This is a genomic window from Shinella zoogloeoides (assembly GCF_033705735.1).
Lineage (GTDB): Bacteria > Pseudomonadota > Alphaproteobacteria > Rhizobiales > Rhizobiaceae > Shinella > Shinella zoogloeoides_A.
In genome coordinates this window covers 958,718-973,913 of record NZ_CP131130.1, presented here as the reverse complement: position 1 = coordinate 973,913, position 15,196 = coordinate 958,718, and the positions used below count along the sequence as shown (strand labels likewise).

Here is a 15,196-nt window from a genome sequence, read left to right as displayed (position 1 = left end):
GCGACTGTTACGCGTTTTCACGACGACGGTCGCCGCGGTCGCCGCGTTCACGGCTTGCGGGACCCTGGCTGTCACTTTCGCTGGCGCGACGCTCAGAGGCCATCGGATCGTGCTCAAGGATTTCGCCCTTGAAGATCCAGACCTTGATGCCGCAGATGCCGAATGCGGTTTCGGCTTCAGCCGTACCGTAGTCGATGTCTGCACGCAGCGTGTGAAGCGGAACGCGACCTTCGCGGTACCATTCCGTACGGGCGATTTCCGCACCGCCGAGACGGCCGGCGCAGGTGATCTTGATGCCTTCGGCGCCAAGACGCATGGCCGACTGAACGGCGCGCTTCATCGCACGGCGGAAGGCCACGCGGCGCTCGAGCTGCTGGGCGATCGACTGAGCGACCAGCGTTGCGTCGACTTCCGGCTTGCGCACTTCAACGATGTTGAGGTGCGTTTCGGAATTCGTCATCTCGGAAAGCTTCTTGCGGAGCTTCTCGATGTCCGCGCCCTTCTTGCCGATGATCAGACCCGGGCGAGCCGAGTGGATCGTGACGCGGCACTTCTTGTGCGGGCGCTCGATGACGACCTTGGCGATACCGGCCTGCTTCAGCTCGTCCTGTACGAACTTGCGGATCTTCAGGTCTTCGTGGAGCAGCTGGCCGTATTCGGCATTGTCGGCGAACCAACGGCTGTCCCAGGTACGGTTGATGCCGAGGCGGAAACCGATCGGATTAATCTTCTGGCCCATTATGCGGCCTCCCCTTTGGCTTCGACTTCACGGACGACGATCGTCAGATGCGAGAAAGGCTTCTCGATCCGCGATGCACGGCCGCGGCCACGAGCGGCAAAGCGCTTCATGACAATCGACTTGCCGACATAGGCCTCAGCGACGATCAGCGAATCGACGTCGAGGTCGTGGTTGTTTTCTGCGTTGGCGATCGCGGACTCGAGAGTCTTCTTGACCGTCTCGGCGCTACGCTTGCGCGAGAACTCGAGCTCGGCGAGAGCGCGGTCCACCTTCTTGCCGCGGATGAGCGCAGCAAGCAGGTTGAGCTTCTGGGGGCTGACGCGGATCGTGCGCGCGATAGCCTGCGCCTCGTTATCCTTCAGCCGACGTTCGGCTTTAGCCTTACCCATCGTTACTTCCTCTTCGCCTTCTTGTCCGCGCCGTGACCGTAGTAGGTCCGCGTCGGAGCGAATTCACCAAACTTGTGGCCGACCATGTCTTCGTTGACGGCCACCGGGATGTGCTTGCTGCCGTTGTAGACACCGAAGGTGAGACCTACGAACTGCGGCAGGATCGTGGAGCGACGGCTCCAGATCTTGATTACTTCGCTGCGACCGCCTTCACGAACCTTCTCAGCCTTCTTGAGAAGATAGCCGTCAACAAACGGGCCTTTCCATACTGAACGAGCCATTCCTGACTACCTCTCTTACTTCTTCTTCAAGTGGCGCGAGCGCATGATGAACTTGTCCGTGGACTTGTTCGAACGGGTACGCTTGCCCTTGGTCGGCTTGCCCCACGGGGATACCGGATGACGGCCACCGGAGGTGCGGCCTTCACCACCGCCGTGCGGGTGGTCGACCGGGTTCATGACGACACCGCGGTTATGCGGGGTCTTGCCGCGCCAGCGGGTGCGACCGGCCTTGCCGTCGTTGATGTTGCCGTGGTCCGGGTTGGATACGGCGCCGATCGTTGCGAGGCAGGACGCGTGAACCAGGCGCTGTTCGCCCGAGTTCAGGCGAAGGATCGCCATGCCCTGGTCGCGGCCGACGAGCTGGACGAACGTGCCGGCGGAGCGGGCGATCTGGCCGCCCTTGCCCGGCTTCATTTCGACGTTGTGAACGATCGAGCCGACCGGGATGTACTGCAGCGGCATGGTGTTGCCGGGCTTGACGTCAACGGCCTTGTCGGACGCGATGACCTTGTCGCCGGCTGCCAGGCGCTGCGGAGCCAGGATGTAGGCCTGCTCGCCGTCGGGATAGCTCACCAGAGCGATGAACGCCGTACGGTTCGGGTCGTACTCCAGACGCTCGACCGTGCCCTCGACGTCGAACTTGCGACGCTTGAAGTCGATGAGACGGTAGGTGCGCTTGTGACCGCCGCCGATGAAGCGGGCGGTGATGCGGCCGAGGTTGTTACGGCCGCCGCTCTTGGAGAGACCTTCGGTCAGAGCCTTGACGGGCTTGCCCTTGTAAAGGCCCGACCGGTCGACGATGACCAGCTGACGCTGGCTCGGAGTGGTCGGATTGAAGTGTTTCAATGCCATTTTCTTGTTTCCCTTTTAGCCGACTGCCCGATTAGAGCCCGGTGGAGACGTCGATGGACTGACCGTCAGCGAGCGTGACGATAGCCTTCTTGACATCTCCCTGCCGGCCGGCGAAGCCGCGGAAACGCTTTACCTTGCCCTTGCGGACGAGCGTGTTCACAGCCGTGACCTTGACGCCGAAGAGTGCTTCGACCGCAGCCTTGATTTCAGGCTTGGAGGCACGCTTGGCAACGTTGAAGACGATCTGGTTGTTTTCGGATACCAGCGTCGACTTTTCGGTGATCGAAGGAGATACGATCACATCGTAGTGGCGAAGATCCGTCATTTGAACCGCTCCTCGAGGGCTTCTACAGCAGCCTTGGAGAGCACGAGCTTGCCGCGGCGCAGAATATCGTAAACATTGATACCCTGGATCGGCAGGACATCCACGTTCGGGATGTTGCGCGCTGCGAGCTTGAAGTTGCCGTCAAGTTCAGCGCCGCCGATGAAGAGGGCATTGGTGAGGCCGAGCGAAGCGAATGCGCCGGCCAGAGCCTTCGTCTTTGCTTCTGCAGCAACGAGATCATCGATGATGATGACGTCGTCAGCCTTGATCTTGGCCGAGAGGGCGTGACGCAGGCCGAGCGCGCGAACCTGCTTGGGCAGGTCGTGGGCGTGGCTGCGGGATACCGGGCCGTGAGCCTTGGCACCGCCGCGGAACTGCGGAGCGCGAGCCGAATGGTGACGAGCGCGGCCCGTACCCTTCTGCTTGTACATCTTCGAGCCGGTGCGAGCGACTTCGCCGCGGGTCAGCGACTGGTGCGTGCCCTGCTGCTTCTTGGCGAGCTGCCAGCGGATGACGCGGGCAATGATGTCTTCGCGCGGCTCGAGGCCGAAGATCGCGTCGGAGAGGGAGACCTTGCCGGCGTCCTTCCCGTCGAGGGTCGTGACTTTGAGATCCATGATCAGGCTCCCTTACTTGGCTACGGCGCGCACGGCGGCCGGACGCGGAGCGTCTGCCGGGGTGCCGGACTTGACGGCGTCACGAACGACGATCCAGGCGCCCTTGGAGCCCGGGACTGCGCCCTTGACGAGGATGAGACCGCGCTCTTCGTCGGTGGAGACGACTTCGAGGTTCTGCGTGGTGACGCGCGTCTGGCCCATGTGACCAGCCATGCGCTTGCCCTTCCAGACCTTGCCCGGGTCCTGGTTGTTACCCGTCGAACCGTGCGAACGGTGCGAAACGGAAACGCCGTGCGTTGCACGAAGACCGCCGAAGTTGTGGCGCTTCATGGCACCGGCGAAACCCTTACCGATCGTGGTGCCGGTAACGTCGACGAGCTGGCCGGCGACGAAATGGCTGGCGGTGAGTTCCGCGCCGATCTCGATGAGGTTGTCTTCCGAAACGCGGAACTCGACGAGCTTGGCCTTCGGCTCGACGCTTGCAGCGGCGAACTGGCCGCGCAGCGCCTTTGCCGTGTTCTTCACCTTGGAAGAGCCGGCGCCGAGCTGAACAGCCGTGTAGCCGTTCTTGTCCTGCGTACGCTGGGCAACGACCTGGACGTTGTCCAGTCGCAATACTGTTACCGGGATGTGCTCACCTGCGTCATTATAGACGCGAGTCATCCCTATTTTCTGTGCAATCACACCTGAACGCATGGTTCAATCCTCTTAGAAGTCCTGGCGGGATCGTGACGTCCCGTCATGCCTCTTGGTTTAAGGATTCCACTCGGGCTCGAAGGCCGTCGGGTTTCCCGTTTTTAGAAGACGTCGGCTTTCGCCACGTACCTTCCTTGTTATTCGGCTTGCGCCAGGACTTAGAGCTTGATCTCTACGTCCACACCGGCCGCAAGATCGAGCTTCATAAGAGCATCGACCGTCTGCGGCGTCGGATCTACGATGTCGAGCAGGCGCTTGTGGGTGCGCATCTCGAACTGTTCACGGCTCTTCTTGTCAACGTGGGGCGAACGGTTGACCGTGAACTTTTCAATACGGGTCGGGAGAGGAACGGGGCCGCGGACGCTTGCGCCGGTACGCTTTGCCGTCGACACGATTTCACGCGTGGAGGCATCAAGGATCCGGTGGTCAAACGCCTTGAGGCGGATGCGGATGTTCTGGCCGTTCATACGACTTTTCCTTAGTTCGTTATCCGCGCGATTCTCTTGGGGAATGCGCTTTTTTGATTCTGGCGCTTCCCATAAAGGAAGGCGCACGAAAACACAATGCCGAAAGGCCAGTCCGCTAAATTATCAAAGACCGGAGGGGCAGGATGCGATCCTGCCCTTCCTATTTCAGCGGCCTGAAGCCTTAAGACTTACTCGACGATCGAAGCGACGATGCCGGCGCCGACGGTACGGCCGCCTTCGCGGATAGCGAAGCGCAGCTTTTCTTCCATCGCGATCGGAACGATCAGTTCGACGTCAACCGTCACGTTGTCGCCCGGCATGACCATTTCCGTGCCTTCCGGAAGCGTCACGATGCCCGTGACGTCCGTCGTGCGGAAGTAGAACTGCGGACGGTAGTTCGTGAAGAACGGCGTATGACGGCCGCCTTCTTCCTTCGTCAGGATGTAGGCTTCGGCCTTGAACTTCTTGTGCGGCTTGACCGAACCCGGCTTGCACAGGATCTGGCCACGCTCCACGCCGTCACGGTTCACACCGCGCAGCAGCGCACCGATGTTGTCGCCGGCCTGGCCCTGGTCGAGCAGCTTGCGGAACATTTCAACGCCCGTGCAGGTCGTCTTCGTCGTCGGACGGATGCCGACGATCTCGATTTCCTCACCGACCTTGACGATGCCGCGCTCGACGCGACCGGTCACAACCGTACCGCGGCCCGAGATCGAGAACACGTCTTCGATCGGCATCAGGAAGGGCTGGTCGATCGGACGTTCCGGGGTCGGGATGTAGTCGTCGACAGCGGCCATCAGGGCGCGGATCGCGTCTTCGCCGATTTCCTTGTTCGAGTCTTCCAGAGCGGCAAGAGCCGAGCCCTTGACGATCGGAATGTCGTCGCCCGGGAATTCGTAGGACGACAGCAGTTCGCGGACTTCCAGCTCGACGAGCTCGAGAAGCTCGGCGTCGTCAACCTGGTCGACCTTGTTGAGGAACACGACGATCGCCGGAACGCCGACCTGACGGGCGAGCAGGATGTGCTCGCGGGTCTGCGGCATCGGGCCGTCGGCAGCCGAGACGACGAGAATCGCGCCGTCCATCTGGGCAGCGCCGGTGATCATGTTCTTGACGTAGTCGGCGTGGCCGGGGCAGTCGACGTGCGCGTAGTGACGGTTGGCCGTCTCATACTCGACGTGCGCCGTCGAGATGGTGATGCCGCGGGCCTTTTCTTCCGGAGCAGCGTCGATCTGGTCGTACGCCTTGAACTCGCCGAAGTACTTCGTGATCGCTGCAGTCGTCGACGTCTTGCCATGGTCAACGTGGCCGATCGTGCCGATGTTTACGTGAGGCTTGTTGCGCTCAAACTTACCTTTTGCCATTTCCGGCTCTCCGTTCCTGATCCCCGAAGGGAAATTCGTTCAAAACTTTAAGGGGGATACCCCGGTCACTTCTGACCGGAGTACTTTGCCTGGATTTCCTGTGCGACGTTCGACGGAACCGGCGCGTAATGGTCGAAGACCATCGAGTACTGGGCGCGGCCCTGCGACATGGAGCGCAGGTTGTCGACGTACTTGAACATGTTCGCCAGCGGCACGTGGGCGGAGATCACGACGGCGATGCCGCGCGATTCCTGGCCCTGGATCTGGCCACGGCGGGAGTTCAGGTCGCCGATGACGTCGCCGACATAGTCTTCCGGCGTCACGACTTCGACCTTCATCATCGGCTCCAGGAGCTGGGCGCCGGCTTCGCGGGATGCTTCACGGAAGCAGGCACGCGATGCGATTTCGAAGGCGAGGACCGAGGAGTCGACGTCGTGGAAGGCGCCGTCGATGAGCGTCGCCTTGACGCCGAGCATCGGGAAGCCTGCGAGCGGACCCGAGGACAGAACGCTTTCGATACCCTTCTGAACGCCCGGGATGTATTCCTTCGGAACAGCACCGCCGACGATCTTGGATTCGAAGACGAAATCTTCGCCATCCGGGTTCGGTTCGAAGACGAGCTTCACGCGGGCGAACTGGCCGGTACCACCGGTCTGCTTCTTGTGCGTGTAGTCCTTCTCGGTCTTGCGCGTGATCGTCTCACGGTAAGCAACCTGCGGAGCGCCGACATTGGCTTCGACCTTGAACTCGCGACGCATGCGGTCGACGATGATGTCGAGGTGAAGTTCGCCCATGCCTGCGATGATCGTCTGGCCGGACTCTTCGTCGGTCTTGACGCGGAAGGACGGGTCTTCGGCGGCCAGGCGGTTCAGGGCGAGGCCCATCTTTTCCTGGTCGTTCTTCGTCTTCGGCTCGATGGCGATCTGGATAACCGGTTCCGGGAATTCCATGCGCTCGAGGATGACCGGCTTCAGCGGATCGCAGAGCGTGTCGCCCGTCGTCGTGTCCTTGAGACCGGCGAGAGCAACGATGTCGCCTGCGAAGGCTTCTTCGATGTCTTCACGCGAGTTGGAGTGCATCTGAAGCATACGGCCGACGCGCTCGCGCTTGTCCTTGACCGTGTTCATGACGGACGTGCCCTTTTCGAGCTTGCCCGAGTAGATGCGAGCGAAGGTCAGCGAACCGACGAAGGGGTCGTTCATGATCTTGAACGCGAGCATGGAGAGCGGCTCGGCGTCATCGGCGTGACGCTCGATCTCGGCTTCCGTCTTCACGTCGATGCCCTTGATGGCCGGGATATCGATCGGCGACGGCAGGAAGTCGACGACGGCGTCGAGAAGCGGCTGAACGCCCTTGTTCTTGAACGCGGTACCGCAATAGACCGGGTGGAACTTCACGTCGATCGTGCCGCGGCGAACGAGTTCGCGGATCTTGTCGTTGTCCGGGTAGTTACCTTCGAGATAGGCTTCCATCGCGGCTTCGTCGACTTCGACGACGGTCTCGATGAGCTTCTCGCGGTATTCCTCGGCCTTTTCCTTCAGATCTTCCGGGATCTCGACGACGTCCCACTGGGCGCCGAGCGATTCGTCGCGCCAGATGAGAGCGTTCATCTCGATCAGGTCGATGACGCCCTTGAACTCGGTCTCGGCGCCGATCGGCAGCTGCATGGCGACCGGGATCGCACCGAGGCGCGACTTGATCATGTCAAGGCAGCGATAGAAGTCAGCGCCGGTCTTGTCCATCTTGTTGCAGAAGATCATGCGCGGAACATGATACTTCTCGGCCTGACGCCAGACGGTTTCCGTCTGCGGCTCAACGCCGGCGTTGGAGTCGAGCAGCGCGATGGCGCCGTCGAGAACGCGCAGCGAACGCTCGACTTCAATGGTGAAGTCGACGTGGCCGGGGGTGTCGATGATGTTGAAGCGGCGAGCCTTGCCGTCACGGCCCTTCCAGAAGGTCGTGGTGGCAGCGGACGTGATGGTGATGCCGCGCTCCTGCTCCTGCTCCATCCAGTCCATCGTCGACGCGCCGTCGTGGGTCTCGCCGATCTTGTGGTTCTTACCGGTGTAGTACAGGATACGCTCGGTCGTCGTGGTCTTGCCGGCGTCGATGTGCGCCATGATACCGAAGTTGCGGTAGTCTTCGATTTTATATTCGCGAGCCATCTGGGACTCCTTTCGAGACGTCTAGTTTCGGTTACCAGCGGTAGTGCGAGAATGCACGGTTGGCGTCAGCCATCTTGTGCGTGTCTTCGCGCTTCTTGACGGCGCTGCCGCGGTTGTTCGCTGCGTCCATGAGTTCGCCGGAGAGGCGCTCGACCATGGTCGTTTCGTTACGCTTGCGGGCAGCGGCGATCAGCCAGCGGATGGCCAGAGCCTGACGGCGCTCCGGACGAACGTCGACCGGAACCTGGTAGGTCGCACCGCCGACGCGACGCGAGCGCACTTCGACGTGCGGCGCGACGTTGTCGAGAGCCGAATGGAAAACCGTCACCGGATCCTGCTTGGCCTTGCCCTGCACGACATCGAAGGCGCCGTAAACGATCGTTTCGGCGACGGACTTCTTGCCGTCCAGCATGATGGCGTTCATGAACTTGGTGACTACGAGGTCGCCGAACTTCGGGTCCGGGTTGATCTCGCGCTTTTCTGCTCTATGGCGACGGGACATACTTTTCGTCTTTCTTCAAAAGGTTCCGACCAGCGAAATGGCGCCGGTTACTGTATTATTTCGGACGCTTCGCGCCGTACTTGGAGCGGCGCTGCTTGCGGTTCTTGACGCCCTGGGTGTCGAGAACGCCGCGGATGATGTGGTAGCGCACGCCCGGAAGGTCCTTTACGCGGCCGCCACGGATCATGACGACAGAGTGTTCCTGCAGGTTGTGGCCTTCGCCGGGGATGTAACCGATGACTTCGAAGCCATTGGTCAGGCGGATCTTGGCGACCTTACGCAGAGCCGAGTTCGGCTTCTTCGGGGTCGTCGTGTAGACGCGGGTGCAAACGCCGCGCTTCTGGGGGTTTTCCTGCAGAGCAGGAACCTTGTTGCGCTTTACCGACGCCTGGCGCGGCTTGCGGATCAACTGGTTTACGGTAGGCATATAACCATCCCTTGCAAATCTAGTCTCGTTACCCTTGCGGGCGGATAAATCGTCACCCTCACGGGCGAGTCCATGACCACACGCGTGTTCATGCGCAATAAAAGGCCAATCCGCCTCTAGCGGATGACCTCATTAGGCAGAGGACGCGCTATAACCGCGTCATGCGTGCAGCATTCATGTTCTCAACGTGCGTCGAGCCCTGTTTGAGGCGAACTTCAGAACGAGTCATTCCGAACCAGCCAGCCTCACATAGGCTCTGATGGCGTGCGGAATACTGACTAAAGGGCGAAAGGTCAAGGGGCGGCGCTAAAGAATCCCGGGAGCGGATGGCTGACCCGCCTGAAAAGCAGGGCTTCAAGCCCCTGCCCTGCGCCGTTTCGACGGCTCCCTGAGCCCGGCAGCCTTCGCAGGCGAACATTAAGAAAGCATGAAGACGGAATCAACCGGAAAGAGTCGGCGGGACGCTCACCGATTCCCTTTCCGCTCTTTTGGAAGCAGCGGCGATTTTGCGTTTGGGTCCTGCCGCCCTACCCTTTATAGAACGAGCACAACCCGATCCCGAAAGGAGCCCGCCATGGCGTCAGACGCCGACAACGACAACAGCACGCTCGAGGAGCCGATGGTCTTCATCATCATCGGCAAGGCCTATGAGCGCGAGGGCGACGAGGGCATCGACATCCACGTCATGCTGCGCGCGCCCGACGACGACACCGCCGTACGCGAGGCGCTGAACGCGCTTTCGGAGGAAGGTTTCCTCGAGGCAGACCTCGACCAGATCGGCACGCTGACCGGCGAGCCCGAGGAAGAGCCGCACGCCTCCGCCTACAAGGGCGCCCTCGAAGGGGAAGTGGCGATCATCCGCTTCGCGTGACGACCGCCACCCCGTCGTCTACTTGACGTCGCCGCTCGGCAGGGGCGTATCGCCCGTCTCTGCCGGCAGCACCGGATAGACCACTTCAGGCATGCGCCCTTCCAGCGAACCGAGGAAGGCCACGATGCGGTCGACTTCGGTCTCCGACAGGTCCTCGCCGAGCTGCGAGGTGCCCATGATGGCCACGGCCTGCCTCAGGTTCCATACCTTGCCCGAATGGAAGTACGGCGCCGTCAGCGTGACGTTGCGCAGCGGCGCGGCGCGGAAGACGTAGGAATCGTCCGCCGTCGCCGTCACCGCGAAGCGGCCCTTGTCGTTCTCCGGCAGAACTTCCGAACCGGGCTTCTCGATCAGGCCGAACGGATAGTAGCCGTTACCGCCGATATTGATGCCGCTGTGGCAGGAGGCACAGCCCTTGTCCATGAAGAGCGCGAGCCCCTCCTTCTGCTCCGCGGTCATCGCACCGTCGTCGCCGTTGAGATAGGCATCGAACGGCGCCGGCGTGATCAGCGTCGCCTCGAAGGCCTCGATGGCCTTGGCCATGTTGTCAAAGGTCACGGGATCGGCATCGCTCGGGAAGGCGGCCTTGAACCAGTCGACATATTTCGGCATCGACTTCAGCGTCGCGACGACCTGGGCCGGCGTGTTCGCCATCTCGACTCCGGCCTGGATCGGCCCCTTGGCCTGCGCCTTCAGGTCTTCCGCCCGGCCATCCCAGAACTGCGCCTCGTTGAAGACCGCGTTCAGGGCGGTCGGCGAGTTGCGCGGACCCTTCTGCCAGCCGTGGCCGATCGACGTTTCGAGGTTGTCGTCGCCGCCGGTCGCCAGGTTGTGACAGGAATTGCACGAGAAGACACCCGAGGCCGACAGCCGCGGATCGAAGAACAGAGCCTTGCCGAGGTCGATCTTCTCCTTCGTGATCGGATTGTCGTTGACCGCCGGATAGGTCGACGGCAGGGGCTTGAAGATGTCGAGCGCCGTCGCGCGCAGATCGGCCGGAACCGGATCGGCGGCAAAGGCCACGGTCGCGATGACCGTCGCGGCCACAGTCGCCAGCAGGAATTTCATGGCTACCTCCATTCGTTGGGATACGAATGGACTTTAGAACCGCTCCAAACTGAGCGATTGCGCCAGATCAAACCGCCCTCGCCTGTCCTTGCGCATAAACAAAAGGCCGCCCGAAATATTTCGGGCGGCCTTTTCATTCGTCAAAAGAGCGGCAGCGCTTACTCGGCTGCGGCGCCTTCGCCGCCGGCGAGGTCCGCCAGCATCGGGGTCGCGACGCCAGCGCCGGTCGACTTGCGGCGCTCGTCGAGAATCATCTCGTCGCGGGCCGTCGCGATGCGGCGGATCTGGGTCATGGTGCCACCGGTACCGGCCGGGATGAGGCGGCCGACGATGACGTTCTCCTTGAGGCCCTGCAGGCCATCGGTCTTGCCGGCGATCGCAGCTTCCGTGAGAACCTTGGTGGTCTCCTGGAACGAAGCGGCCGAGATGAACGACGGGGTCTGCAGCGACGCCTTGGTGATGCCGAGAAGGACAGGCTCGCCGTAAGCCGGCTTCTTGCCTTCCTCGATCAGGGCGTCGTTGACGTCTTCCAGCTCGATGCGGTCGATGTTGTCACCGACAATGTACGTCGAGTCGCCAGCATCCGTGATCTCGACCTTCTGCAGCATCTGGCGAACGATCACCTCGATGTGCTTGTCGTTGATCACAACGCCCTGCAGTCGGTAGACTTCCTGGATTTCGTTCACGAGGTAGGAAGCGAGTGCTTCCACGCCCTTGATCGCCAGGATGTCGTGCGGCGCGGGGTTGCCGTCGAGGATGTAGTCACCCTTTTCGATGTAGTCGCCGTCCTGAAGGTGGAAGGGCTTGCCCTTCGGGATCAGGTACTCGACCGGCTCGACACCGTCTTCCGCCGGCTCGATCATCACGCGACGCTTGTTCTTGTAGTCGCGGCCGAAGCGGACGGTACCATCGATCTCAGCGATGATGGCGTGGTCCTTCGGACGACGGGCCTCGAACAGTTCGGCAACGCGCGGCAGACCGCCGGTGATGTCCTTGGTCTTGGCGCTTTCCAGCGGCGAGCGGGCAAGAACGTCACCCTGGGAGACCTTCTGGCCCGGCTCGACCGAAAGGATCGCGTCGACCGAGAGCATGAAGCGGGCTTCACCACCACGGGACAGCTTGGCGACGGCGCCGCTCTTGTCCTTGATGACGATGGCCGGCTTCAGGTCCGTACCGCGCGGCGTCGAGCGCCAGTCGATGACCGAACGCTTGGTGATGCCGGTGGATTCGTCGGTCGTTTCCAGAACCGAGATACCGTCGACGACGTCTTCGAAGTGAACCGTACCTTCCACTTCCGTCATCATCGGACGGGTGTAGGGGTCCCACTCGGCGAGACGCTGGCCGCGCTTCACCTTGTCGCCGTCATCGACGAAGATCTTCGAACCGTAAGCGACGCGCTGCGCGGAACGCTCGACACCACGCTCGTCGAGGATGGTGATCGCCATGTTGCGGCCCATCGCGACGAGTGCGCCGTCGGAGTTGCGCAGCATGTTGCGGTTCTTGATCTGCACCGTGCCTTCATACGAGGCTTCCAGGAACGACTGGTCGACCACGGTCGCCGTGCCACCAAGGTGGAAGGTACGCATGGTGAGCTGGGTGCCCGGTTCGCCGATCGACTGAGCCGCGATGACGCCCACGGCTTCGCCCATGTTGACGGGCGTGCCACGTGCAAGGTCGCGACCGTAGCAGACGCCGCAGACACCGGTCTGGATCTCGCAGGTCAGCGCCGAGCGGATGCGGATCGACTGGATGCCGGCCTTCTCGATCTCGACGACATCGGCCTCGAGGATCATCTTGCCGGCATCGACGATGCGCTCACCCGTGACCGGATGATCGATGTCGTCCAGGGCCGTACGGCCGAGAACGCGGGTGCCGATGGAAGCCACGACCTGGCCGGCGTCGACGATCGCCGTCATCGTGAGGCCCTTGTCGGTGCCGCAGTCGACATGCGTGACGATGCAATCCTGCGCGACGTCGACGAGACGGCGGGTCAGGTAACCGGAGTTCGCGGTCTTCAAGGCGGTGTCTGCCAGACCCTTGCGGGCGCCGTGCGTCGAGTTGAAGTACTCGTTCACGGTCAGGCCTTCCTTGAAGTTCGAGATGATCGGCGTTTCGATGATCTCGCCCGACGGCTTGGCCATGAGGCCGCGCATGCCGCCCAGCTGGCGCATCTGGTTCGGAGAACCGCGGGCGCCCGAGTGGGACATCATGTAGATCGCGTTCATCGGCTTCTGGCGACCGGTTTCCGGGTCGAACTCGACGGCCTTGATGCGGGCCATCATGTCCTCGGCAACCTTTTCGGTCGCCTTGCCCCAGGCGTCGACGACCTTGTTGTACTTCTCGCCCTGAGTGATCAGGCCGTCGTTGTACTGCTGCTCGTATTCCTTGACCAGGTTTTCGGTATCACCGACGATCTTCACCTTGCTGTCCGGAATGACCATGTCGTCCTTGCCGAACGAGATGCCGGCGCGGCAGGCATGGCTGAAGCCGAGCTGCATGATGCGGTCGCAGAAGATGACCGTGTCCTTCTGGCCGCAATGGCGGTAGACCGTGTCGATCATCTTGGAGATGTTCTTCTTGGTCATTTCCTGGTTGCAGATGTCGAACGGGATATTGCCGTTCTTCGGCAGCAGTTCGCCGATGATCATGCGGCCGGGCGTCGTCTCGTAGATCTTCGTGTACGGCTTGCCGTCGGCATCGACCGACTTGTAGCGGCCACGGATCTTCGCGTGCAGCGTGACGACCTTGTTTTCCAGAGCGTGGTGCAGTTCGCCCATGTCGGAGAAGGCCATGCCTTCGCCCGGCTCGTTCTGGTTCTGGATCGACAGATAGTAGAGGCCGAGAACCATGTCCTGCGAGGGAACGATGATCGGTGCGCCGTTCGCCGGGTGCAGGATGTTGTTCGTCGACATCATGAGCACGCGCGCTTCAAGCTGGGCTTCCAGCGAGAGCGGGACGTGGACGGCCATCTGGTCGCCGTCGAAGTCGGCGTTGAAGGCCGTGCAGACGAGCGGGTGCAGCTGAATGGCCTTGCCTTCGACCAGGATCGGTTCGAAGGCCTGGATGCCCAGGCGGTGCAGCGTCGGTGCGCGGTTCAGGAGAACCGGATGCTCGCGGATGACCTCGTCGAGGATATCCCAGACTTCCGGCTTTTCCTTCTCGACGAGCTTCTTGGCCTGCTTGACGGTCGAGGAGAAACCCTTCGCGTCGAGGCGGGCGTAGATGAACGGCTTGAACAGCTCGAGCGCCATCTTCTTCGGCAGGCCGCACTGGTGCAGCTTGAGTTCCGGACCCGTCACGATGACCGAACGGCCGGAATAGTCGACGCGCTTGCCGAGCAGGTTCTGGCGGAAGCGGCCCTGCTTGCCCTTGAGCATGTCGGACAGCGACTTCAGCGGACGCTTGTTGGCGCCGGTGATGACGCGGCCGCGGCGGCCGTTGTCGAACAGGGCATCAACCGATTCCTGAAGCATGCGCTTCTCGTTACGGATGATGATGCCCGGTGCGCGCAGCTCGATGAGGCGCTTCAGACGGTTGTTACGGTTGATGACGCGGCGATAGAGATCGTTGAGGTCCGACGTCGCGAAGCGGCCGCCGTCCAGCGGAACCAGCGGGCGCAGATCCGGCGGGATCACCGGAACGACCTTCATAATCATCCATTCCGGGCGATTGCCGGATTCCATGAAGTTCTCGACGATCTTCAGGCGCTTCATCAGCTTCTTCTGCTTCAGGTCCGACGTGGTGTCGGCCAGATCAGAACGCAGGTCGCCAGCGATCTTCTCGAGGTTCATCGAGGCGAGCATCTCGTAGATGGCCTCGGCGCCGATCATCGCCGTGAACTGGTCTTCACCATATTCATCGACGGCGATCATGTATTCTTCTTCGGAAAGAAGCTGGTTTTCCTTGAGCGCGGTCAGGCCCGGCTCCGTCACGATGTAGTTCTCGAAATAGAGAACGCGCTCGACATCCTTGAGGGTCATGTCGAGGAGCGTGGCGATGCGCGAGGGCAGCGACTTCAGGAACCAGATGTGGGCGACGGGCGCGGCGAGCTCGATATGGCCCATGCGCTCGCGGCGAACGCGCGACAGCGTGACTTCGACGCCGCACTTTTCGCAGATGATGCCCTTGTACTTCATGCGCTTGTACTTGCCGCACAGGCACTCGTAGTCCTTGATCGGGCCAAAGATGCGCGCGCAGAAGAGACCGTCGCGTTCCGGCTTGAACGTGCGGTAGTTGATCGTTTCCGGCTTCTTGATCTCGCCATACGACCAGGAAAGGATCTTTTCCGGAGACGCGATCGAAATACGGATGGAGTCGAACGTCTGCGCAGGCACCTGCGGGTTGAAAAGGTTCATGACCTCTTGGTTCATGCCTATCTCCTTCGTGGGCCAGTGGCCCTCTTTTGTCTGACGCAATTCCGGACGGAAAACCGC

Annotated in this window: 15 protein-coding genes; 1 reads left to right on the top strand and 14 read right to left on the bottom strand. The window is 61.6% G+C overall.

Annotated elements, in window-relative coordinates; genetic code table 11:
- Positions 1-7: 7 nt before the first annotated feature.
- The 12 genes from rpsC to rpsL all read right to left on the bottom strand — a co-directional run bounded on the left by rpsC (position 8) and on the right by rpsL (position 8,824).
- On the bottom strand, positions 8-739 hold the full coding sequence (gene rpsC / locus ShzoTeo12_RS04770) for a 30S ribosomal protein S3 (protein WP_064329856.1): 732 nt from the start codon (positions 737-739) through the stop codon (positions 8-10).
- Positions 739-1,128 (bottom strand): 50S ribosomal protein L22, encoded by a 390-nt coding sequence (rplV, locus tag ShzoTeo12_RS04765; RefSeq protein WP_023514179.1) that lies wholly within the window; start codon positions 1,126-1,128, stop codon positions 739-741. Before rplV ends, rpsC begins: the two co-directional genes overlap by 1 nt.
- 2 nt (positions 1,129-1,130) lie before the next feature.
- On the bottom strand, positions 1,131-1,409 hold the full coding sequence (rpsS, locus tag ShzoTeo12_RS04760) for a 30S ribosomal protein S19 (RefSeq protein WP_023517272.1): 279 nt from the start codon (positions 1,407-1,409) through the stop codon (positions 1,131-1,133).
- A 15-nt stretch (positions 1,410-1,424) separates the two neighbouring features.
- Entirely contained in the window at positions 1,425-2,261 is an 837-nt protein-coding gene (gene rplB / locus ShzoTeo12_RS04755; RefSeq protein WP_119258429.1) for a 50S ribosomal protein L2, read from the bottom strand.
- Positions 2,262-2,292: 31 nt separating this feature from the next.
- Positions 2,293-2,586 (bottom strand): 50S ribosomal protein L23, encoded by a 294-nt coding sequence (locus ShzoTeo12_RS04750; protein ID WP_117372286.1) that lies wholly within the window; start codon positions 2,584-2,586, stop codon positions 2,293-2,295.
- Positions 2,583-3,203, bottom strand: coding sequence for a 50S ribosomal protein L4 (gene rplD, locus ShzoTeo12_RS04745; protein ID WP_119258430.1), 621 nt, complete (start codon positions 3,201-3,203; stop codon positions 2,583-2,585). Before rplD ends, ShzoTeo12_RS04750 begins: the two co-directional genes overlap by 4 nt.
- 12 nt (positions 3,204-3,215) lie before the next feature.
- Positions 3,216-3,899 (bottom strand): 50S ribosomal protein L3, encoded by a 684-nt coding sequence (rplC, locus tag ShzoTeo12_RS04740; protein WP_318911426.1) that lies wholly within the window; start codon positions 3,897-3,899, stop codon positions 3,216-3,218.
- Between the two features lie 158 nt (positions 3,900-4,057).
- Entirely contained in the window at positions 4,058-4,366 is a 309-nt protein-coding gene (gene rpsJ / locus ShzoTeo12_RS04735; RefSeq protein ID WP_003507767.1) for a 30S ribosomal protein S10, read from the bottom strand.
- Between the two features lie 188 nt (positions 4,367-4,554).
- A complete protein-coding gene (tuf, locus tag ShzoTeo12_RS04730; RefSeq protein WP_318911422.1) occupies positions 4,555-5,730 on the bottom strand; it encodes an elongation factor Tu in 1,176 nt (391 codons plus the stop codon).
- Positions 5,731-5,795: 65 nt separating this feature from the next.
- Positions 5,796-7,895, bottom strand: coding sequence for an elongation factor G (fusA, locus tag ShzoTeo12_RS04725; RefSeq protein ID WP_119259249.1), 2,100 nt, complete (start codon positions 7,893-7,895; stop codon positions 5,796-5,798).
- Positions 7,896-7,926: 31 nt separating this feature from the next.
- Positions 7,927-8,397, bottom strand: coding sequence for a 30S ribosomal protein S7 (gene rpsG, locus ShzoTeo12_RS04720; protein ID WP_069059038.1), 471 nt, complete (start codon positions 8,395-8,397; stop codon positions 7,927-7,929).
- A gap of 55 nt (positions 8,398-8,452) precedes the next feature.
- Positions 8,453-8,824 carry a 30S ribosomal protein S12 gene (gene rpsL / locus ShzoTeo12_RS04715; protein ID WP_022719193.1) on the bottom strand — a complete coding sequence of 124 codons (372 nt, stop codon included), beginning with the start codon at positions 8,822-8,824 and terminating at the stop codon, positions 8,453-8,455.
- A 574-nt stretch (positions 8,825-9,398) separates the two neighbouring features.
- Here rpsL and ShzoTeo12_RS04710 point away from each other — a divergent pair.
- On the top strand, positions 9,399-9,695 hold the full coding sequence (locus ShzoTeo12_RS04710) for a transcriptional regulator (RefSeq protein WP_119259250.1): 297 nt from the start codon (positions 9,399-9,401) through the stop codon (positions 9,693-9,695).
- A gap of 18 nt (positions 9,696-9,713) precedes the next feature.
- Here the strand turns inward: ShzoTeo12_RS04710 and ShzoTeo12_RS04705 are convergent, their stop codons facing one another.
- A complete protein-coding gene (locus ShzoTeo12_RS04705) occupies positions 9,714-10,763 on the bottom strand; it encodes a cytochrome-c peroxidase (protein ID WP_318911424.1) in 1,050 nt (349 codons plus the stop codon).
- Positions 10,764-10,921: 158 nt separating this feature from the next.
- The gene (rpoC, locus tag ShzoTeo12_RS04700) at positions 10,922-15,133 is read right to left on the bottom strand and encodes a DNA-directed RNA polymerase subunit beta' (RefSeq protein WP_119259252.1); all 4,212 of its coding nucleotides are present in this window, start codon (positions 15,131-15,133) and stop codon (positions 10,922-10,924) included.
- Positions 15,134-15,196 lie beyond the last annotated feature (63 nt).